Below are 21,437 nucleotides of genomic sequence, written 5' to 3' on the forward strand. Positions count from 1 at the left end.
ATGGTGGGTCGTGCAGGATTCGAACCTGCGACCAATTGATTAAAAGTCAACTGCTCTACCAACTGAGCTAACGACCCACTTTTGTGCTGCTGGATGCTATTTACATATCCCCCGGCAACGGCGGCATATATTACTGATTTGAATTTCCAGCGCAACCACTATTTCAACACATTACGTTCAACTGCTTAGCTTTCACGCGTTAAGACCAGAATTCAGGCGTATTCTGGTCAAATCGCGCCAGTTAAAGAGCTGCGGAACGCTTTTGCGCCTGTTTTGCTGCTTCGCTGTTTGGATAAAGTTTTATAACCTGCTGGTAAACGGCTTTGGCTTTTGCCTTATCGCCCTTCTCCTGCATGATCACTCCAACCTTAAACAACGCGTCGGCGCTTTTTGGCGATTTAGGGTAATTTTTGACAACGGTGGCGAAATAGTAGGCCGCATCGTCTTTTTTGCCCTTGTTGTAATTCAACTGCCCAAGCCAGTAGTTGGCATTAGGCTGATAGGTTGAATCCGGATACTTTTTCACAAAGGCCTGAAACGCTGCGATAGCCTGATCGTACTGTTTTTTTTCCAGTACCAGCGCCACCGCCGCGTTGTAGTCGGTATTCGCATCGCCGCTTTGCGTCGGCGCGGCCGTTGGGGCCGCCGCCGTTGCATCGCCTGCCGCACTGCCAGTTGCAGCCGCCGCTCCGGCGGCTGCATCTCCCGCACCGCTGGCCTGCGCACCGGCACCGCCGCTGCTCAGAGTGTCGATCTGCTGAAGGATACTTTTCTGTCGCTCAACAACCTGGTTCAGCTGATAGCTGTTTTCCTGGATCTGACCGCGCAAAGAATCGATATCGTTTTGCGTGTCGGAAAGCTGCTGCTGAAGCTGCTGGAGGAGTTGTGCCTGAGCATTAGAAATACGCTCAAGTGTGGTGACGCGGTCTTCGACCGAGCCTGAGCCAACGCTACTGATTGTTGCCTGGGCAATAGCGGCCCAGGGGGCCGCTATGCCAATCAGTAACGACAGACTCAATAGTTGAGTTCTGAAGCTACTAATCATGTCAGTCTCTTAGTAAACCAGTACGGCACGACGGTTTTTAGCATAGGCTGCTTCGTCGTGACCCAGTACAGCTGGCTTCTCTTTACCGTAAGAAACGATAGAGATCTGGTCAGCAGAAACGCCTTTACCCTGCAGGTACATCTTAACTGCGTTAGCACGACGCTCGCCCAGTGCGATGTTGTACTCAGGAGTACCGCGCTCATCCGCGTGACCTTCAACAGTCACTTTGTAAGACGGGTTGCTACGCAGGAAGTTAGCGTGCGCATCCAGCATCTGAGCGAATTCAGACTGGATGTCATATTTGTCCAGACCGAAGTAAACGATGTTGTTCTGCTGCAGCTGCTGCATCTGCAGACGCGCCTGCTCGTCAGAAGACATGTTGCCGCCGTTGTTGTAGCCGCTGTTAGAACCGTCCAGGCCTGCATTGGTCTGGTCGTTGTTGTTGTTCTTGTGAGAGCTACAAGCCGCTACCGCGATTACTGGCAGTGCCAGCATTAAGCCTTTCAGCACTTTGTTCAGTTGCATTTTTGATTCCTAATTATTGTTTGTCATACATATTTATATGCATTACAGATACGGCGACCAGGCAGGAAACTTGACCTGTCCATCAGTTGCCGGAAGACGCGCTTTGAAACGCCCATCCGTCGAAACCAACTGCAATACGGAACCCATACCCTGAGTTGAGCTGTAGATTACCATTGTGCCGTTAGGTGCGAGACTTGGCGTCTCATCCAGGAACGTGTCCGTTAATTGTTGAACGGCTCCCGTTACCAGATCTTGTCGGGCGACGTGTTGAGCGCCGCCGTTGGTGCTGATCATCACCATTGATTTGCCATCAGCGCTCACGTCCGCATCCTGGTTCTGTGAACCTTCCCAGGTAATACGCTGCGGTGTACCACCGCTTGCACTGACTTTATAAATTTGCGGGCGTCCGGCCTGGTCAGAAGTATAGGCCAGGCTCTGGCTGTCCGGGAACCAGGTTGGTTCGGTGCTGTTATAGCGACCGTCGGTCACCTGGCGGATCTGGCCGGAGCCAATATCCATCACGTACAGGTTCAAACTGCCGGTTTTAGAAAGAGCGAAAGCCAGCTTGCTGCCGTCCGGTGAGAATGCCGGTGCGCCGTTGTGACGTGGGAACGAAGCAACCTGACGGATAGCACCGTTGGCCAGCGTCTGGATCACCAGCGCTGATTTACCGCTCTCAAAGGTCACATAGGCCAGTTTGCTGCCGTCCGGAGACCAGGCCGGGGACATCAGCGGCTGAGGTGAACGGTGAACCACAAACTGATTGTAGCCATCATAGTCGGAAACGCGCAGCTCATACGGGAACTGGCCGCCGTTGGTGGTTACCACGTAAGCGATACGCGTACGGAACGCACCTTTAATGCCGGTCAGCTTCTCAAAGCTTTCATCACTGGCGGTGTGCGCCGCATAGCGCAGCCACTGTTTGGTGACTTTGAACTGGTTTTGCGCCAGTACCGCACCCGGGTTGCCGGAGGTATCGACCAGCTGGTAGGAAACCAGATAGCTACCGTCGGCACCAGGCTGCACCTGACCAACCACCACGGCATCAATACCCAGCGCGGTCCATGCAGCAGGCTGCACTTCAGCGGCAGAGGTTGGCTGCTGTGGCAGACGTGAACGATCCAGCGGGTTAAATTTGCCGCTGTTACGCAGGTCGGCAGCAACGATGCCACCAATATCTTCCGGGGCAGCGCCAGGGCCATCCCACTTAAACGGAACCACGCCGATAGGGCGCGCGGTGTTCACACCCTGAGTAATTTCAATGCGTACTTCTGCATGCGCCACGGCGACAAACAGCAGTAAAAAACTCAGCGCTACACGAAATGCCTGCTTCATTGTTTCTCCCTTATCCGGACATGACGCCCACGATAAATTAGCCTTGTATCAACAAACCTAAGAGTACGGCATGCTTAACATAGTTCAACATGCCGCTGGTTACCGCATTCTTACGGTTTAAATTCCAGCGTAGCTTCTTTTACCGCCTGCCACACTTCCGGGCTCGGTGGTTTCGGAATTTTAGCCGTATTAGCCGCATTCACCGCAGCCTGGCAAAGGGCAGGATCGCCTCCCGCATTCTTCGCGGAAATCATGAATCCATCAGATCCCAGCTTTATCCGCACATCACAGGTTTTACCTGCGAAAGTATCTGCATCATAAAACTTGCTCTGAATCGCGGCTTTAACCTGGCCCAGATAGCTGTCTATCGCCGCGCCGGAGGCACCGGATTTCTTCTGCGTACCCTGCCCTGCAGCACCGCCGCCGCCAGCTGCCTTACCTGATTTCGGCGCATTCTTACCGGAGGAGAGATCCCCCAGCAGGTCGCCTACGTCACCGGCATCTTTCGCTGCCTCGGCTGCCGCTTTCTTCTTGGCTGCGGCATCGGCTTTCGCTTTTGCCGCGGCGTCAGCTTTGGCTTTCGCGGCCGCATCGGCTTTTGCCTTCGCTTCAGCGGCGGCTTTCTCTTTAGCTTCCGCTGCGGCTTTTTCTTTCGCATCTGCTGCGGCCTGCGCTTTCGCCTCGGCAGCAGCCTGCGCCTTGGCTTCCGCTGCTGCAGCTTTCGCATCCGCGGCTGCTTTCACTTTAGCCGCTTCAGCAGCGGCCTGCTTAGCCTGCTCTTCCGCTTTTTTCTTCGCGTCAGCAGCAGCCTTTTTGACCTCTTCTTCGGCTTTTTTCTTGGCATCCGCTGCGGCTTTCGCCTGAGCATCGGCCTCTGCTTTAGCCTGCGCCTGGGCATCGGCCTTGGCTTTCGCCTGGGCATCCGCTTTCGCCTTAGCCTGTGCGTCCGCTTCGGCTTTCGCTTCAGCCTTGGCTTTTGCTGCAGCCGCCTCGGCCTGTTTCTGTTCCTGCTGCGCCTGTTTGGCTGCGGCTTCCGCCTGTTTCTGCTCGGCTGCCTGTTCCGCCGCCTGCTGTTTTGCTTCTTCCTGCGCCTGCAGACGCTCTTTTTCCAGCTGCTTCAGCCGCTGTTGCTCAGCGGCCTGCTTCTGCTGCAGCTCTTCCGCCTGCTGTTTTGCCTGCTTCTGACGCTGCTGCTCGGCGCGCTTGCTGTCGCTCTGCTGATTTTGTTGGCGATTGTACTGTTCAACGACAGCACCAGGATCGACCATCACCGCGTCAATATCGCTACCGCCACCGCCGCCGCTGGCGTCGATATTTTCGTCAAACGAGCTCCATACCAGCGCCGCAATCAAAATGATATGCAGCACCACGGAAATGGTTATGGCTCGTTTTAACTTATCGTCTTGCTCGGTTGCCTTCGACACTCTCGGTTCCCAAAAACGGTTCGGATGAATTAAATCGGCTGCGTCATCAGTCCGACGGACTTAACGCCTGCCTGATGCAGCAAGTTCAGCGCCTTGATGATTTCGTCGTAAGGCACTTCTTTAGCACCGCCAATCAGGAACACGGTCTTCGGATTCGCCGTAATGCGGCTTCGCGCTTCGGCAATCACCTGTTCCGGCGGCAGCTGCTCCATCCGGTCGTGATCGACCACCAGGCTGTACTGTCCGACGCCCGCAACTTCGACAATCACTGGCGGATTATCGTCACTGGAGACTGTTTTTGAATCGGTTGCGTCCGGCAGATCCACTTCCACACTCTGGGTGATAATCGGTGCCGTTGCCATGAAAATCAGCAACAGCACCAGCAGCACGTCCAGCAATGGAACAATATTGATTTCGGACTTCAGATCGCGACGACCGCGACCACGCGTTCTGGCCATAAAACCTCCGACTTACTTGCTTGCGTCGCTGGAGAAAGCCTGACGATGCAGGATAGCCGTAAACTCTTCCATAAAGTTGTCGTAGTTCTGTTCCAGCTTGTTCACACGCTGGTTCAGGCGGTTATAGGCCATAACGGCCGGAATCGCCGCGAACAGACCGATCGCAGTGGCAATCAGTGCTTCAGCAATACCCGGAGCAACCATTTGCAGGGTGGCCTGTTTCACCGCGCCCAGCGCGATAAAGGCATGCATAATCCCCCACACCGTACCAAACAGGCCGATGTAAGGACTGATGGAGCCCACTGTACCGAGGAATGGAATGTGGTTTTCCAACGCTTCCAGCTCGCGGTTCATGGAAATGCGCATGGCGCGCGTCGCCCCTTCCACCACCGCTTCGGGGGCATGGTTGTTCGCACGATGAAGACGTGCAAACTCCTTAAAGCCCGCGTAGAAGATTTGTTCAGAACCGCCAAGTTCATCGCGACGCGCCTGGCTTTCCTGATAAAGACGAGACAGTTCGATACCCGACCAGAACTTGTCTTCGAAGGCGTCCGCATCGCGTGCAGCAGCATTAAGGATACGGGTGCGCTGAATAATGACCGCCCAGGAAGCGATTGAAAACCCGATCAAAATCAACATGATAAGTTTGACCAGAAGGCTCGCCTTCAGGAACAAATCAAGAATGTTCATGTCAGTCACTGCTTGAACTCCGCGACAATAGACTTGGGAAGCGCTATCGGCTTCATTAGATGTGGGTTGATGCAGGCGATAAGGACTTCTGCTTCATTGAGCACACGGCCATCTGCATTAAGGATACGCTGGGCAAATGTCATGGTCGTTCTGCTCATGGCAATGACCTCGCTCTGCACGTCGAGCATATCGTCGAGGCGGGCAGCTGCAAGGTAATCGACCGTGATACGACGCACGACAAAAGCGACCTGTTGTTCCAGAAGCGCCTGCTGATTGAAATGACGCTGACGCAGCATCTCAGTCCGTGCTCGTTCATAAAAAGCGACATAGCTGGCGTGGTAAACCACACCACCGGCATCGGTGTCTTCGTAATAGACGCGAACCGGCCATTGAAACAGCGTTGTACTCACTCTACATCCCGGTAATGCTTAAACGTTGGTACATGAAAACGTTGCTACTATACGCAAGAGATTACGCCTTTGGAATGGGTTGCCAGAGGGGAACGAAAATAATTATCAGCCGGTAACAACTTAGCTGATTTCAGCACATTTATCAGACAAAGACTGACAGAAATGCAGCTAAAAAAAGATTTCTTAGCACTGAATCGAACAGAAGGAAGAAGAGAGTGAAAGGGCCAGCCACTGCTGACCCCAGAGGCGTTTATAAAAAGAAAAATGCCAGACCGATGATAAGTACCACCAGAGCCGGGAGCGGCGAGAAAAATCCCTGCCAGCGCAGGCGGCACGGACGAAAGCCTACGCCGTGAATCACTCCGCTGCAAACGGCCCACATCAGCACCAGCCCCTGCCAGATGGCAAGCTGGCTACTGTTAGCTGCAAAGCGTGACGGGTCCCAAAACATACAACCCGCCAGCAGCAGTGCGGCTATCAGTGAAAGGGCCCGCAGCGGGCCCTTATCCATCAGCCGATAAAGATGAGCGATGCCCTGCCCCATTAATGTTTATCTTTCGCTGTTGCTTCTGCCTGCTCCAGAGCCAGCGCGGTGATCACACCGAAAGCACAGGCCAGCAGCGTGCCAAGTATCCAGGCAAAATACCACATAGTGTCGCTCCTTCTTAGTAGAGAGAATGGCTGTTACTTTCAATCTGCTCTTTGGTCACGCGACCGAACATTTTGTAGTAACACCAGATGGTGTAAGACAGGACGATTGGCACAAAGATAATTGCCACTACGGTCATTACTCTCAGCGTCAGCAGAGTCGACGTTGCATCCCACATTGTCAGGCTGACGTTAGGTACGGTTACTGAAGGCATGATGAATGGGAACATCGCCACGCCCGCGGTCAGGATAACGCAGGCCATCGTCAGAGAAGAGAAGACGAATGCCCAGGCCCCTTTCTCCAGACGAGAGCAGAGAATCGTCAGCAGCGGCAGCACAACGCCCAGCGCAGGAATTACCCACAGTATCGGAGCGCTGTTGAAGTTCCGCATCCAGGCTCCCGCTTCATGGCTTACTTCTTTCAGTAACGGATTAGAAACGCCGTTATGATCGATAGCGGAAGTCACTACATAGCCATCAATGCCGTAAACAACCCAGACACCTGCCAGCAGGAAACACACCATCATCACCAGTGCAGAAATCTGCGCGGTAACGCGTGAACGCAGATGCAGTTCACCCACGGTACGCATTTGCAGATAAGTTGCCCCCTGGGTCAGGAACATCGTCAGGCTGACGATACCTGCCACCAGGCCAAACGGATTCAGCAGCTGGAAGAAGTTGCCGGTGTAGAACAGGCGCAGATCGCTATCAATGTGGAACGGCACACCCTGCAGCAGGTTACCAAACGCCACACCGATCACCAGCGGCGGCACAAAGCTACCGATGAAAATGCCCCAGTCCCACATTCCGCGCCAGCGCATGTCTTCAATTTTCGAGCGGTAATCAAACCCAACCGGACGGAAGAATAAAGACGCCAGCACCAGAATCATCGCCACGTAAAAGCCGGAGAACGCCGCGGCATAGACCGTTGGCCAGGCAGCAAACAATGCACCACCAGCAGTAATCAGCCAGACCTGGTTACCGTCCCAGTGCGGTGCAATACTGTTAATCATCACGCGGCGCTCGGTATCGGTTTTACCCAGAATACGCGACAGCATACCCACGCCCATGTCAAAGCCTTCGGTGACGGCAAACCCAATCAGCAGTACACCGATCAGCACCCACCATACAAAACGCAATATCTCGTAAGAAAACATGTGAGAACTCCTGTCTTAGCGTGCCGGCTGCGAATGAGTACTGGACAGCTCATAGTGATAGCGTCCGGTTTTCAGGCTACTCGGTCCAAGGCGGGCGAATTTAAACATCAGATACATTTCCGCGACCAGGAACAGGGTATACAGTCCGCAAATCAGACCCATTGAGAACAACAGGTCACCAGCGGTCAGTGAGGAGTTCGCCACGGCAGTTGGCAGCACTTCACCGATTGCCCAAGGCTGACGACCGTACTCGGCAACAAACCAGCCGGACTCAATAGCAATCCACGGCAGTGGAATACCGTACAGAGCACACTTGAGCAGTGTTTTGCAGTTACCAATGCGGTTACGAATTACTGACCAGAACGACAGACCGATAATCAACAGCATCAGCACGCCACAGCCAACCATGATGCGGAAGGAGAAGTAGAGCGGTGCTACGCGTGGAATTGAATCCTTGGTTGCCATCTCGATTTGCGCTTCGCTGGCATCAGTGACGTTTGGCGTATAGCGTTTGAGCAGCAGGCCATATCCGAGGTCATGTTTCGCCGCATTGAAGGCAGTACGAACAGCCGGGTCCTGGTTGCCGCTGCGCAGTTCCTGCAGCAGTTCATAGGCTTTCATCCCGTTACGGATACGGACTTCATGCTGGCCAAGCAGCTCTTTCAGACCGGTTACCTGTTTATCTACCGAACGGGTAGCAATCAGGCCCAGCGCCCACGGAATTTGCACCGCGTATTTATTTTCCTGCGTATCCTGATCGGGAATACCGAACAGGGTAAACGCAGCAGGAGCCGGCTGGGTTTCCCACTCGGCCTCTATCGCCGCCAGTTTAGTTTTCTGTACGTCACCAATTTCATAACCGGATTCATCACCCAGTACGATAACCGACAGAATAGCGGCCATACCGAAGCTGGCAGCAATCGCGAATGAGCGTTTAGCAAATGCCAGATCGCGGCCACGAAGCAGATAGTAAGAACTGATACCGAGGATAAACATCGCTCCGCAGGTGTAACCCGCAGCAACGGTGTGAACGAATTTAACCTGAGCGACCGGGTTCAGCACCAGCTCAGAGAAGCTGACCATTTCCATACGCATGGTTTCGAAGTTAAATTCTGAGGCAATCGGGTTCTGCATCCAGCCGTTGGCGACCAGAATCCACAGCGCAGAAAGGTTTGATCCCAGCGCAACCAGCCAGGTCACAGCCATATGCTGCACTTTACCCAGACGATCCCAACCGAAGAAGAACAGGCCGACAAAGGTCGATTCGAGGAAGAACGCCATCAGGCCTTCGATCGCCAGCGGCGCACCGAAGATATCGCCTACGTAGTGAGAGTAATAGGACCAGTTGGTACCGAACTGGAACTCCATGGTGAGTCCTGTTGCGACGCCAAGAGCAAAGTTAATCCCAAATAACTTGCCCCAGAACTTAGTCATATCCTTATAGATTTGCTTACCTGAAAGCACATATACCGTTTCCATTATTGCCAGCAGAAACGCCATACCCAGCGTTAATGGTACAAACAGGAAGTGGTACATGGCAGTCAAGGCAAACTGTAACCGCGACAGTTCGACAATATCCAACATTTTGACTCCTTGCTCCGCTAATGGGTCGTGGCAAAAAAATAATTGAGTAAATTACTCAGGTATATTCCGCTGACCCGAAAATACATAATTATTCCTGGTATTGGTTTCAGACGCATAACAGCGCGCCTCCCGCCAGGGTGATCTAAAAGTTAAAGACAGGTTAAAAAGCTCGGTAAGACTTGCACCAGCTATAATACGCCCCAATAGACTTATATTTAAAGGGGTTTATCACTGCATTATTGTTTTTTATATCCAGATCAAATTTCAGCACATGGCAGGCCAGAACATCCATTTGATATAGCGCAATTTATACCAAAATTGACAAATTCTTCCAGTTAAATACCTGGTAAATAACTCGCGTTTTTTTGATCTAAAATAACATTTAGACTATTGGCAAATGGTAGCAAAGGCATAATTGTTAATTATTTGTACCTTATATTTACGTAACAGTTAAACATTAAGGTAATATGATGGGCACTTTAAGACATGACGAGAAATATTATATTAAATAATAAATAAGCCATTTTTTGATGAACTGCTTAAAGCCTGGCAGAGGATCAAAAAAAAGGCCACCCGAAGGTGGCCAATATGTCGAGTTTTTTTAACGTTATTTCTGTGGCAGAACGGCTTTAACCGCATCGCCGATGTCAGCCAGGCTACGCACGGTTTTAACACCGGCCGCTTCCAGAGCTGCAAATTTCTCGTCAGCAGTACCTTTACCACCGGCGATGATCGCACCGGCGTGGCCCATACGCTTGCCCTTCGGCGCGGTAACACCAGCAATGTAGCCAACAACAGGTTTGGTGACGTGTTCTTTGATGAACGCCGCAGCTTCTTCTTCAGCGCTGCCGCCGATTTCACCGATCATCACGATCGCTTCAGTCTGCGGATCGTCCTGGAACAGCTTCAGAATATCAATGAAGTTAGAGCCAGGAATTGGGTCACCGCCGATACCGACGCAGGTAGACTGGCCGTAGCCGATATCAGTCGTTTGCTTAACGGCTTCATAAGTCAGTGTACCGGAACGTGAAACGATACCGATACGACCCGGCTGGTGAATGTGACCAGGCATGATGCCGATCTTACATTCGCCCGGGGTGATAACGCCCGGACAGTTAGGACCGATCATACGCACACCGGCTTCGTCCAGCTTCACCTTCACGGTCAGCATATCCAGCGTCGGAATACCTTCGGTGATGGTGATAATCAGTTTGATACCGGCATCGATAGCTTCCAGGATACCGTCCTTACAGAACGGAGCCGGAACATAGATAACAGATGCGGTTGCGCCTGTGGCTTCAACGGCTTCACGCACGGTGTTAAATACCGGCAGACCCAGGTGCTCAGTACCGCCTTTACCTGGCGTTACGCCGCCAACCAGCTGCGTACCATAGGCCAGCGCCTGTTCGGAGTGGAAGGTACCCTGACCGCCGGTGAAACCCTGGCAGATCACTTTGGTGTTTTTATCGATCAGAATTGACATTATTTACCCTCCGCTGCGGCAACAACGCGCTGCGCCGCGTCACTCAGGCTGGTTGCTGCAATAATATTCAGGCCGCTGTCTGCCAGTTTTTTGGCACCCAGTTCAGCATTGTTACCTTCCAGACGCACAACAACCGGTACGTTTACACCCACTTCCGCCACGGCACCGATGATACCGTCAGCGATCAGGTCACAGCGAACAATGCCGCCGAAGATGTTCACGAATACCGCTTTCACTGCGTCATCGGACAGAATGATTTTAAACGCTTCAGTCACGCGCTCTTTGGTTGCGCCACCGCCAACGTCCAGGAAGTTAGCTGGCTGGCCGCCGCTCAGCTTAACGATGTCCATGGTACCCATCGCCAGACCTGCGCCGTTAACCATACAGCCGATGTTGCCTTCCAGCGCCACGTAGTTCAGTTCCCACTGTGCTGCGTGTGCTTCACGAGAATCTTCCTGACTTGGGTCGCGCATTTCGCGCAGTTCAGGCTGGCGGAACATCGCGTTACCATCGGCAGTCAGTTTGCCGTCCAGGCAGACCAGATCGCCCTGCTTGGTGATCACCAGCGGGTTGATCTCAACCAGCGCCAGATCACGCTCCAGGAACAGCGTTGCCAGACCCATAAAGATTTTGGTGAACTGACCAATCTGCTTGCCGGTCAGGCCCAGTTTAAAGGCCAGCTCGCGGCCCTGGAAAGGCTGCGGGCCAGTCAGTGGGTCCAGCGCCATTTTATGAATCAGGTGCGGGGTCTCTTCCGCCACTTTTTCAATTTCCACGCCGCCTTCGGTTGACGCCATAAACACAACGCGACGCGTTGCACGGTCAACTACTGCACCAAGATACAGCTCCTGGTCGATGTCGGTTGCCGCTTCAACCAGAATCTGGTTTACCGGCTGGCCGTTAGCATCGGTCTGGTAAGTAACCAGGTTTTTACCCAGCCAGTTTTCAGCAAAAGCACGAATGTCTTCTTTGCTGTTAACCACTTTCACACCGCCCGCTTTACCGCGGCCACCGGCATGAACCTGACATTTCACTACCCACGGACCGGCGCCGATTTTAGAGGCGGCTTCTTCTGCTTCACGTGGCGTGGTGCAGGCATAACCGGTTGGTGCCGGTAAGCCATACCGTGCAAACAACTGTTTTGCCTGATATTCGTGTAAGTTCATGATGTTCTATCCATTCAGGTCTGAAAAGACTTAGCCGTCAGCAACGGCTACACATAGGATGGGTGCGGCACAAGGCCGCACGCCAGGGGTTTTAAACGTCCAGCAGCAGACGAGCCGGATCTTCCAGCAGCTCTTTAATCGCCACCAGATAGCCGACGGATTCGCGGCCATCAATCAGACGGTGATCGTAAGAAAGTGCCAGATACATCATTGGCTGAATCACAACCTGACCGTTTACCGCCATAGGACGATCTTTAATGGCATGCATGCCCAGGATCGCGCTCTGCGGTGGGTTGATGATCGGTGTGGACATCAGTGAACCAAAGACGCCGCCGTTGGTAATGGTGAAGTTACCGCCAGTCAGTTCATCTACGGTCAGCTTGCCGTCACGGCCTTTAATAGCAAGCTCTTTAATTTTCTTCTCGATGTCCGCCATGCTCAGGGCATCAACATCTTTCAGCACCGGAGTCACCAGGCCACGTGGAGTGGAGACTGCAATGCTGACGTCGAAGTAGTTGTGGTACACCACGTCTTCGCCATCAATTGAGGCGTTCACTTCCGGGTAACGCTTCAGCGCTTCTACCACGGCTTTGATGTAGAAGGACATAAAGCCCAGACGCACACCGTGACGTTTTTCGAAGGCTTCACCGTACTGCTTACGCAGTGACATGATTGGCTGCATGTTCACTTCGTTGAAGGTGGTCAGCATGGCTGTGCTGTTTTTAGCCTGCAGCAGACGTTCAGCTACGCGCTTACGCAGACGAGTCATCGGCACGCGTTTTTCACTGCGGTTGCCCAGCGAACTGGCCGGTGCAGCTTCAGCCGCTTTAGGTTCGGCGGCTTTCGCTGCCGGTGCCTTAGCCAGGTGTTTTTCCACATCTTCACGCGTCAGACGACCGCCGACTCCGCTACCTTTAATTGCGGCTGCATCAAGGTTGTGCTCCGCGATCAGGCGACGAATTGCCGGGCTCAGGGCATCGTTGCTCTCTTCTTCCAGAGAAGCGCTCTGACGCTGTGCCGGAGTCGACTCTTTGCTGTCGGCTTTCGCTGACGTTTCTTTCCCCGCGCTGTTGCCCTCTTTCAGGCGACCCAGCACCTGACGAGACGTTACGGTTGCACCTTCATCTTCAACGATCGCTTCCAGTACACCGTCTGCTGAAGCAGGAACTTCCAGGATCACTTTGTCAGTTTCGATCTCGACCAGCACTTCATCACGCTGAACGCTATCGCCAGGTTTTTTATGCCAGGTTGCAACAGTCGCATCAGCAACGGATTCTGGCAGATCGGGAACAAGAATCTCTACACTACTCATTATTTTTCCTTAATTTATTCAACGTTCAGCGCGTCATCAACCAGGTCTTGCTGCTGCTTCTGGTGAACGGACATATAGCCAACTGCCGGCGATGCAGATGCGGGACGACCGGCATAACGTAATGAAGCCCCAAACGGCACGACTTCGCGGAAATGATGCTGACTGCAATACCATGCACCCTGGTTCAGAGGCTCTTCCTGACACCAGACAAAATCATGCACGTGAGCGTACTGCTGCAGGATATCCTGTACCGCTTTATGCGGGAACGGATACAGCTGCTCGATACGAACGATGGCAACGTTGGTTTGCTCGTTTTTACGACGTTTTTCCAGCAGGTCGTAATAAACCTTACCGGAACACAGCACAACGCGCTTCACGCCCTGCGGATCAAGCTCATCAATTTCACCGATAGCAGGCTGGAAACCGCCGTTAGCCAGTTCTTCCAGAGAAGATACCGCCAGCGGATGACGCAGCAATGACTTCGGTGACATCACCACCAGCGGACGGCGCATACCGCGCAGCGCCTGGCGACGCAGCATGTGATAAACCTGAGCCGGTGTGGACGGCACGCAAACCTGCATGTTCTGCTCGGCGCAAAGCTGGAGATAACGCTCCAGGCGTGCGGAAGAGTGCTCCGGTCCCTGACCTTCATAGCCGTGCGGCAACAGCATCACCAGGCCACACATACGGCCCCACTTCTGCTCGCCGGAACTGATGAACTGATCGATTACCACCTGAGCACCGTTGGCGAAGTCGCCAAACTGCGCTTCCCAGATAGTCAGAGTACGAGGTTCTGCGGTAGCGTAACCGTATTCAAAGGCCAGTACCGCTTCTTCTGAGAGTACAGAGTCCCAGACTTTGAAGGTCCCTTGTCCATTGTGCACGTGCTGCAGTGGAGTATAGGTAGAACCGTTGGACTGGTTGTGGATCACCGCGTGACGATGGAAGAAGGTACCGCGCCCCATATCCTCACCGGACAGACGGCATGGGATGCCCTCATCAACCAGCGTGGCGTAGGCAAGGTTTTCAGCTGCGCCCCAGTCGAACAGTTTATTACCCGCCGCCATTTCGGCACGGTCGTTATAAATTTTCGCTACGCGCGACTGCATTTCAACCGCTTCCGGCACTGTACTGATGCGCTTAGCTAGTTCCTGCAGGCGCTTCAGATCTGTGGTTTCCGGATATTTCTCGTCCCACTCGTGGTTAAGATAAGGAGACCAGGTAAAGGAGTGCAGGCTCATCGGACGCCACTCAGGCACCACGCATTCACCCGCATCCAGAGCATCACGGTACAGATTGACCATTTCCGTGGCATCTTCCAGGCTGGCGACCTTCTCGGCTTCCAGCTTGTCAGCATAGAGTTTACGCGGCGTAGGGTGTTTCTTGATTTTCTGGTACATCACCGGCTGCGTCGCACTTGGCTCATCAGCTTCGTTGTGGCCATGACGGCGATAGCAAACCAGATCGATAAAGACGTCGCGTTTGAAGGTGTTACGGAAATCCAACGCCAGACGAGTGACAAAGGCAACGGCTTCCGGATCGTCCGCGTTTACGTGGAAAATCGGTGCCAGCACCATTTTACCAATATCGGTACAGTACTGAGTCGAACGGGCATCTTTCGGGTTTGAGGTGGTGAAACCAATCTGGTTGTTGATCACGATACGTACGGTACCGCCCACTTCATAACCACGAGCCTGCGACATGTTCAGGGTTTCCTGCACCACGCCCTGCCCGGTGACTGCTGCATCGCCATGAATGGTAATCGGCAGTACTTTATTGCTGCTCGGCTCATCAAGACGATCGAGGCGCGCGCGAACGGAGCCCATAACCACCGGGCTAACGATCTCCAGGTGCGATGGGTTGAATGCCAGCGCCAGGTGCACGCTGCCACCCTCTGTTTCAACGTCAGAGGAGAAGCCCATATGGTACTTAACGTCGCCGGTACCCAGATGTTCTTTATGCTTGCCGGAGAACTCGTCGAACAGCTCCTGCGGCCTTTTACCCAGCACGTTGATCAGCACATTAAGACGTCCGCGGTGCGCCATACCCAGCACCACTTCACGCGTGCCGCTCTTACCGGCATGACGGATCATCTCATTGAGCATTGGCACCAGTGCATCGCCGCCTTCCAGTGAGAAGCGTTTAGCACCCGGGAATTTCGCCCCCAGATAGCGCTCCAGACCTTCTGCTGCGGTCAGCTGCTTGAGGAAGCCTTTCTTCTCTTCTGGAGAGAACGAAGCGCGCCCCATTACCGACTCAAGACGCTGCTGAATCCAGCGCTTCTCATCGGTATTAGTGATGTGCATGTACTCAGCGCCGATTGAACCGCAGTAGGTTTGCTTCAGTGCTGCATACAGGTCGGACAGCTTCATCGTGTCTTTGCCGATGGCAAATGAACCGACGTTGAAACTCTCCTGGAAGTCAGCCTCACTTAATCCATGATAGGCAGGATCAAGATCCGGAACCGTCTCCAGCTTCCACAGCCCTAACGGATCGAGGTTGGCATGCTGATGTCCGCGGAAACGGAAGGTGTTAATCAGCTGGAGAACCTTGACCTGCTTGGCGTTGGTTTCAGGATCGCTAACGGAGGTGGTATAACGCGATGCGTCTTTCGCCAGACGACGGAAGTACTCGCGAGTCGTGGAATGAAATTGCTCAGGTTTAACCCCAGTACCGGGAAGCTGCTGGAAAAGAGATTTCCATGCATCATCGACAGAGTCAGGATCGGTTAAAAAGTCCTCATAGAGTTGCTCTATGTAGGACTGGTTCGCGCCGGCCAGCCAGGAGGAGTCCAGCCAGGGTTTCATCGCGCTGTTCTGCATTGTGATCCCTTAAGCATTTTTTGCTTTTTTTCGCCGTGGTTGTTTAATGGAACCTTTGCAAGTCCCGCGCCGCGTAAACGGCTTACCGAAATACGGTTCTTCGATACGAGCGACCGGCCCGTAAGGGAACCTTTGCAAGACGTTTCCAACAACTGCACTCTATTGGAAACATCTTACAAAGATGTCCTGTTAAAACTCCGGGAACCAGAGGTTCCCGGAAACAACACTATTATGCACCACGCTGCAGCAACATCGACTTGATATGGCCGATGGCTTTGGTCGGGTTTAGCCCTTTCGGGCAGACACTGACACAGTTCATGATGCTGTGGCAGCGGAATACACTGAAAGCATCACTCAGATTATCCAGACGCGCATCGGTTTCTGTATCGCGGCTGTCAATCAGGAAACGGTACGCAGCCAGTAACCCTGCCGGGCCAATAAATTTGTCCGGGTTCCACCAGAATGACGGACATGAGGTGGAACAGCATGCACAGAGAATACACTCATACAGGCCATCCAGTTTTTCACGCTGCTCCGGCTGCTGTAAATGCTCCCTTGCTGGTGGTTTTTTCCCATTATTCAACAGGTAAGGCTTAATCTTCTCATACTGAGCATAGAATTGCCCCATGTCTACCACCAAATCACGAATAACCGGTAATCCCGGCAACGGGCGGATAACAATTTTCTTCTTGCCGTTGCCCAATGCGGAAACCGGTGTGATGCAGGCCAGACCGTTTTTGCCGTTCATGTTGATACCGTCAGAACCACATACCCCTTCACGGCACGAGCGGCGGAAGGCTAACGTCGGATCTTTCTCTTTCAGACGCATCAGCGCGTCCAGCAGCATCATGTCGCGGCCTTCTTCAGACTCCAGCGTGTAATCCTGCATCCGCGGAGCATCATCGACATCCGGGTTGTAACGATAGATGGAAAATTCGAGTCTCATGTGTTTCTCCGCAAACTAGTAAGTACGCGCTTTCGGCGGGAAGGCCGCACGCAGTTTCGGCTGCATGTTCACATCACGGCGAGTCATGCTTTCACTTTGCGGCAGATACAGGCTGTGACATAACCAGTTCGCATCATCACGCTCAGGATAGTCGAAGCGGCTGTGCGCTCCACGGCTTTCGGTGCGGTAGTTAGCCGACACCGCGGTGGCATAAGCCGTTTCCATCAGGTTATCCAACTCCAGGCACTCAACGCGCTGGGTGTTGAAGTCGCTGGAACGATCGTCAAGACGGGCATTTTTCAGGCGCTCACGCAGAACTTTAAGTTCGGCCAGGCCTTTCGCCATCGCATCACCTTCACGGAATACCGAGAAGTTATTCTGCATACAGGACTGAAGCGCTTTACGAAGCTCGGCAGGATCTTCACCCGAAACGTTGTTATTCCAGCGGTTCAGACGTGCCAGAGAAGCTTCGATCTCTTCTTCTGTCGCATCGCGCAGCTCACCCTGCTCGGCGATAGATTCCTGCAGGTGCACACCCGCAGCACGGCCAAAGACCACCAGATCGAGCAACGAGTTGCCGCCCAGGCGGTTAGCACCGTGTACCGATACGCAGGCGATTTCGCCCACGGCAAACAGGCCAGGGATCAGTACATCTTCACCCTGTTCATTTACCGTCAGCGCCTGGCCGCTTACGCGGGTCGGAATGCCGCCCATCATATAGTGGCAGGTTGGGATAACCGGGATCGGCTCTTTCACCGGATCGACGTGCGCAAAGGTACGGGACAGTTCGAGGATGCCCGGCAGACGTGCTTCTAAAACATCTTTACCCAAGTGATCGAGTTTCAGCTTGGCGTGCGGGCCCCACGGACCATCGCAACCGCGGCCTTCACGAATCTCGATCATGATCGAACGCGCAACCACATCGCGACCGGCGAGATCTTTCGCATTCGGCGCGTAGCGTTCCATGAAGCGTTCACCGTGCTTGTTCAGCAGGTAGCCACCCTCACCACGACAGCCTTCCGTTACCAGTACACCGGCACCGGCAATACCCGTCGGGTGGAACTGCCACATTTCCATATCCTGCACCGGCACACCGGCACGCAGTGCCATACCCACGCCGTCACCGGTGTTGATATGCGCATTGGTGGTTGACTGGTAGATACGTCCGGCACCGCCGGTTGCCAGCACGGTAGCGCGGGCTTTGAAGTAAACCACTTCACCATCTTCAATATTCAGTGCGGTACAACCCACGATGGCACCGTCGGCGTTTTTCACCAGGTCCAGCGCATACCATTCGGAGAAGATAGTGGTGTGGTTTTTCAGGTTCTGCTGATACAGCGTATGGAGAAGCGCATGGCCGGTACGGTCAGCGGCTGCTGCGGTACGAGCCGCCTGCTCGCCGCCGAAGTTCTTCGACTGGCCGCCGAACGGACGCTGGTAGATTCGGCCATCATCAAGACGGGAAAACGGCAGGCCCATATGCTCCAGTTCCAGAATCGCTTCCGGACCAACGTTGCACATATATTCAATCGCGTCCTGGTCTCCGATGTAGTCGGAACCCTTGACGGTATCGTACATGTGCCATTCCCAGTTATCTTCGTGGCTGTTACCCAGCGCTACGGTAATACCGCCCTGAGCAGACACGGTGTGGGAACGGGTTGGGAAAACTTTCGACAACAGGGCACAGGTCTGGCCCGATTGGGAAATCTGCAGTGCGGCGCGCATACCTGCACCACCGGCACCAATAACTACGGCATCAAATTCTCTGACTGGCAAACTCATTACGCACCCCACACCACTACAGTTCCATAAATTGCATATACCAACAACGCAACCACAATCACCAGCTGCAGCATCATGCGCAGCGCCAGTGGTTTAATGTAGTCGGTCAGTACCTGCCACATACCGATCCAGCCGTGCACCAGGATGGAGAACAGCGTCAGAAGGGTGAAAACTTTAGTAAAGGAAGAGGCGAAAAAACCACGCCAGATGTCATAGGTCAGGGTCCCAGACATCACCAGAAAACCGAGGATATAAATCACATAGAGGGTCATCACCATGGCGGCGGCACGTAGCAGCAGCCAGTCATGGATGCCATTACGACCCAGTGCAGAAGCATTGCTTACCATACAAGGACTCCAGCCAGGATTGAGAGCACGACAGTAATACCGAACGCAATTTGCGCAGAAAGTTTGCCCGTTTCTAACGTTTCACCCAGATAGCCAAAGTCCATCATTAAATGGCGAATGCCGCCGGCAATGTGATAAGCCAGCGCGGTCAGAATGCCCCACATAATGAATTTAGCGATAAAGCTGTCCATCACGGCGGATGCCTGCTGGAAGCCTTCGGGTGAAGAGAGTGACAGACCCAGTAACCAGAGCAGGATCCCGATCGCCACGAAGGTGATCACACCGGAAACGCGGTGGAGAATGGATGCTATTGCAGTAACGGGAAACCGGATCGTAGTGAGATCCAAGTTGACAGGTCTTTGTTTTTTCACGGTTTTGCCCACACAGCTTTTCTTATTTTGCTTCCTCCGGTCCTGAGGGCGGGTCAGACAGCGTTAACAAGTCAAACATTGCGCCAGGCACCTAAAACAACATCCAGTGTCAAAACGACGCGTATGAAACGCTGGGTGGCTCCTACAACAGGGTATTCCCGGAGACCTGGCGGCAGTATAGGCGGATCACATTCTCATTACAATTCCCCTACAAACACTTTGGAGACATTTCGATAGAACAGTGATCGCATTCACGGTTTTCATATTTGATACAAATTTAATTATCTGATTTGACATAACTTCAACATCTCTGTTACAAACTGAGCAATAAAAGTTCTATGATGCACAAAAGTTATGGGGATACACTTTCCCCTAAGCACAAGTTATGTAACATTGAGTCGTATTCTTTATAAAGCAACGGTATTGGTTATAACGTAAGCATGTTTAGACCGGATCTCTTAACTACCATGCTACACTCTCAGGAATGTGCCTAACCCAGCCCACGAGCGCCCGTCACTCTGTACCCTGCACGCCTTAAAGATGCCACAGAGATGATTACCTTCTGCGCCTGGCAATGAGCTGGGAGTGCGTGACTTCCCGGTGTTAAAGATCCCTATATAAGGCGCTAAGGAGACTATAAATGGCTGATAAAAAAGCGACGCTAACCCTCGAAGGCGAAGCTCCTATTGAACTTAATGTGCTAAAAGGCACATTAGGTCAGGAAGAGATTGATGTCCGGGCTTTAGGTTCTAAAGGGTATTTCACCTTTGATCCAGGCTTTACCTCTACCGCGTCCTGCGAATCAAAAATTACCTACATCGACGGCGATGAAGGCATTTTGCTGCATCGTGGTTTCCCCATCGATCAGCTGGCTCTGCATTCCAACTATCTGGAAGTGTGCTACATCCTGTTAAACGGCGAAGCCCCGACAAAAGCCCAGTTTGACGAATTCAGAACGACAGTGACCCGTCACACCATGCTGCACGAGCAGATCCATCATCTGTTCCGCGGCTTCCGTCGCGACTCGCATCCGATGGCCGTTATGTGCGGCGTAACCGGCGCGCTGGCTGCTTTCTATCATGATGCCATGGACGTTAACATTGAACGCCATCGTGAGATCGCCGCTTTCCGCCTGCTGTCTAAAATGCCTACCATGGCGGCAATGTGTTACAAATATTCAATCGGTCAGCCGTTTGCCTATCCGCGCAACGATCTTTCCTATGCCGGTAACTTCCTGCACATGATGTTCTCCACACCGTGTGAGGATTATGTCGTGAATCCGGTTCTGGAAAGAGCGATGGATCGTATTCTGATCCTGCATGCCGATCACGAGCAAAACGCCTCCACCTCTACCGTACGTACCGCCGGTTCTTCCGGTGCGAACCCGTTTGCCTGTATCGCCGCGGGCATCGCCTCGCTGTGGGGACCGGCTCACGGCGGCGCGAACGAAGCCTGCCTGCGTATGCTGGAAGAGATCAGCACCGTTGAACACATTCCTGAGTTCCTGCGCCGCGCCAAAGATAAGAACGATTCGTTCCGTCTGATGGGCTTCGGCCACCGCGTGTACAAAAACTACGATCCGCGTGCCACCGTGATGCGTGAAACCTGCCATGAAGTGCTGAAAGAGCTGGGTATGAAAGATGACCTGCTGGAAGTCGCCATGGAACTGGAGCACATCGCGCTGAACGATCCGTACTTTATTGAGCGCAAACTCTATCCAAACGTCGACTTCTATTCCGGCATCATTCTGAAAGCAATGGGCATTCCATCTTCAATGTTTACCGTTATCTTCGCGATGGCGCGTACCGTTGGCTGGATTGCACACTGGAAAGAAATGCACGACGACGGCGTGAAAATTGCCCGTCCGCGTCAGCTGTACACCGGCTACGACAAACGCGATTTTACCTCCAGTCTGAAGAAGTAACTGCGAGG

The 21,437-nt window shown here is 53.2% G+C and carries 20 protein-coding genes and 1 tRNA gene; 1 reads left to right on the plus strand and 20 read right to left on the minus strand.

The annotated features are described in order from the left end of the window. Position 1: 1 nt before the first annotated feature. The 20 genes from OMR58_RS19735 to sdhC all read right to left on the minus strand — a co-directional run bounded on the left by OMR58_RS19735 (position 2) and on the right by sdhC (position 19,517). A tRNA-Lys gene (locus OMR58_RS19735) sits at positions 2 to 77 on the minus strand. A 164-nt stretch (positions 78 to 241) separates the two neighbouring features. Beyond that, on the minus strand, positions 242 to 1,045 hold the full coding sequence (gene cpoB, locus OMR58_RS19740) for a cell division protein CpoB (protein WP_264546744.1): 804 nt from the start codon (positions 1,043 to 1,045) through the stop codon (positions 242 to 244). A 9-nt stretch (positions 1,046 to 1,054) separates the two neighbouring features. Continuing rightward, positions 1,055 to 1,570 (minus strand): peptidoglycan-associated lipoprotein Pal, encoded by a 516-nt coding sequence (gene pal / locus OMR58_RS19745; RefSeq protein ID WP_105591097.1) that lies wholly within the window; start codon positions 1,568 to 1,570, stop codon positions 1,055 to 1,057. A 42-nt stretch (positions 1,571 to 1,612) separates the two neighbouring features. Beyond that, positions 1,613 to 2,905: a Tol-Pal system beta propeller repeat protein TolB gene (tolB, locus tag OMR58_RS19750; protein ID WP_105591096.1), complete on the minus strand. Its 1,293-nt coding sequence runs from the start codon at positions 2,903 to 2,905 to the stop codon at positions 1,613 to 1,615. Between the two features lie 110 nt (positions 2,906 to 3,015). Continuing rightward, positions 3,016 to 4,329, minus strand: a complete 1,314-nt coding sequence (gene tolA / locus OMR58_RS19755; RefSeq protein ID WP_264546745.1) for a cell envelope integrity protein TolA — start codon at positions 4,327 to 4,329, stop codon at positions 3,016 to 3,018. Positions 4,330 to 4,358: 29 nt separating this feature from the next. Continuing rightward, positions 4,359 to 4,787, minus strand: a complete 429-nt coding sequence (gene tolR / locus OMR58_RS19760) for a colicin uptake protein TolR (protein WP_105591094.1) — start codon at positions 4,785 to 4,787, stop codon at positions 4,359 to 4,361. 12 nt (positions 4,788 to 4,799) lie between these two features. Further along, a complete protein-coding gene (gene tolQ, locus OMR58_RS19765) occupies positions 4,800 to 5,477 on the minus strand; it encodes a Tol-Pal system protein TolQ (protein WP_172606538.1) in 678 nt (225 codons plus the stop codon). A gap of 5 nt (positions 5,478 to 5,482) precedes the next feature. Further along, positions 5,483 to 5,887 (minus strand): tol-pal system-associated acyl-CoA thioesterase, encoded by a 405-nt coding sequence (ybgC, locus tag OMR58_RS19770; protein ID WP_105591092.1) that lies wholly within the window; start codon positions 5,885 to 5,887, stop codon positions 5,483 to 5,485. 250 nt (positions 5,888 to 6,137) lie between these two features. Continuing rightward, positions 6,138 to 6,431, minus strand: coding sequence for a cyd operon protein YbgE (gene ybgE / locus OMR58_RS19775; protein WP_264546746.1), 294 nt, complete (start codon positions 6,429 to 6,431; stop codon positions 6,138 to 6,140). Continuing rightward, positions 6,431 to 6,538 (minus strand): cytochrome bd-I oxidase subunit CydX, encoded by a 108-nt coding sequence (gene cydX / locus OMR58_RS19780; protein ID WP_105591090.1) that lies wholly within the window; start codon positions 6,536 to 6,538, stop codon positions 6,431 to 6,433. Before cydX ends, ybgE begins: the two co-directional genes overlap by 1 nt. 14 nt (positions 6,539 to 6,552) lie before the next feature. Continuing rightward, positions 6,553 to 7,692, minus strand: a complete 1,140-nt coding sequence (cydB, locus tag OMR58_RS19785) for a cytochrome d ubiquinol oxidase subunit II (protein ID WP_105591089.1) — start codon at positions 7,690 to 7,692, stop codon at positions 6,553 to 6,555. 15 nt (positions 7,693 to 7,707) lie between these two features. Then, a complete protein-coding gene (gene cydA / locus OMR58_RS19790) occupies positions 7,708 to 9,276 on the minus strand; it encodes a cytochrome ubiquinol oxidase subunit I (protein ID WP_105591088.1) in 1,569 nt (522 codons plus the stop codon). Between the two features lie 607 nt (positions 9,277 to 9,883). Continuing rightward, positions 9,884 to 10,759, minus strand: a complete 876-nt coding sequence (gene sucD, locus OMR58_RS19795) for a succinate--CoA ligase subunit alpha (RefSeq protein WP_105591087.1) — start codon at positions 10,757 to 10,759, stop codon at positions 9,884 to 9,886. After that, positions 10,759 to 11,925, minus strand: a complete 1,167-nt coding sequence (gene sucC / locus OMR58_RS19800; RefSeq protein WP_105591086.1) for an ADP-forming succinate--CoA ligase subunit beta — start codon at positions 11,923 to 11,925, stop codon at positions 10,759 to 10,761. Before sucC ends, sucD begins: the two co-directional genes overlap by 1 nt. A 91-nt stretch (positions 11,926 to 12,016) precedes the next feature. After that, a complete protein-coding gene (gene odhB / locus OMR58_RS19805) occupies positions 12,017 to 13,237 on the minus strand; it encodes a 2-oxoglutarate dehydrogenase complex dihydrolipoyllysine-residue succinyltransferase (RefSeq protein ID WP_105591085.1) in 1,221 nt (406 codons plus the stop codon). Positions 13,238 to 13,251: 14 nt separating this feature from the next. Beyond that, positions 13,252 to 16,059: a 2-oxoglutarate dehydrogenase E1 component gene (sucA, locus tag OMR58_RS19810; RefSeq protein WP_200559818.1), complete on the minus strand. Its 2,808-nt coding sequence runs from the start codon at positions 16,057 to 16,059 to the stop codon at positions 13,252 to 13,254. Between the two features lie 229 nt (positions 16,060 to 16,288). Further along, the gene (locus tag OMR58_RS19815) at positions 16,289 to 17,005 is read right to left on the minus strand and encodes a succinate dehydrogenase iron-sulfur subunit (protein ID WP_105591083.1); all 717 of its coding nucleotides are present in this window, start codon (positions 17,003 to 17,005) and stop codon (positions 16,289 to 16,291) included. A 15-nt stretch (positions 17,006 to 17,020) separates the two neighbouring features. Next, complete coding sequence (sdhA, locus tag OMR58_RS19820; protein ID WP_264546747.1) at positions 17,021 to 18,787, minus strand: succinate dehydrogenase flavoprotein subunit; 1,767 nt, start codon at positions 18,785 to 18,787, stop codon at positions 17,021 to 17,023. Next, positions 18,787 to 19,134: a succinate dehydrogenase membrane anchor subunit gene (sdhD, locus tag OMR58_RS19825; protein ID WP_105591081.1), complete on the minus strand. Its 348-nt coding sequence runs from the start codon at positions 19,132 to 19,134 to the stop codon at positions 18,787 to 18,789. The genes sdhA and sdhD overlap by 1 nt, the downstream gene beginning before the upstream one ends. Further along, entirely contained in the window at positions 19,128 to 19,517 is a 390-nt protein-coding gene (sdhC, locus tag OMR58_RS19830; RefSeq protein WP_105591080.1) for a succinate dehydrogenase cytochrome b556 subunit, read from the minus strand. The genes sdhD and sdhC overlap by 7 nt, the downstream gene beginning before the upstream one ends. A gap of 628 nt (positions 19,518 to 20,145) precedes the next feature. Here sdhC and OMR58_RS19835 point away from each other — a divergent pair. Then, positions 20,146 to 21,429 (plus strand): citrate synthase, encoded by a 1,284-nt coding sequence (locus OMR58_RS19835; protein WP_205065349.1) that lies wholly within the window; start codon positions 20,146 to 20,148, stop codon positions 21,427 to 21,429. Positions 21,430 to 21,437: the final 8 nt, after the last annotated feature.

Origin of the sequence: Erwinia sp. INIA01, from assembly GCF_025947915.1 — a bacterium.
GTDB lineage: Bacteria > Pseudomonadota > Gammaproteobacteria > Enterobacterales > Enterobacteriaceae > Erwinia > Erwinia coffeiphila.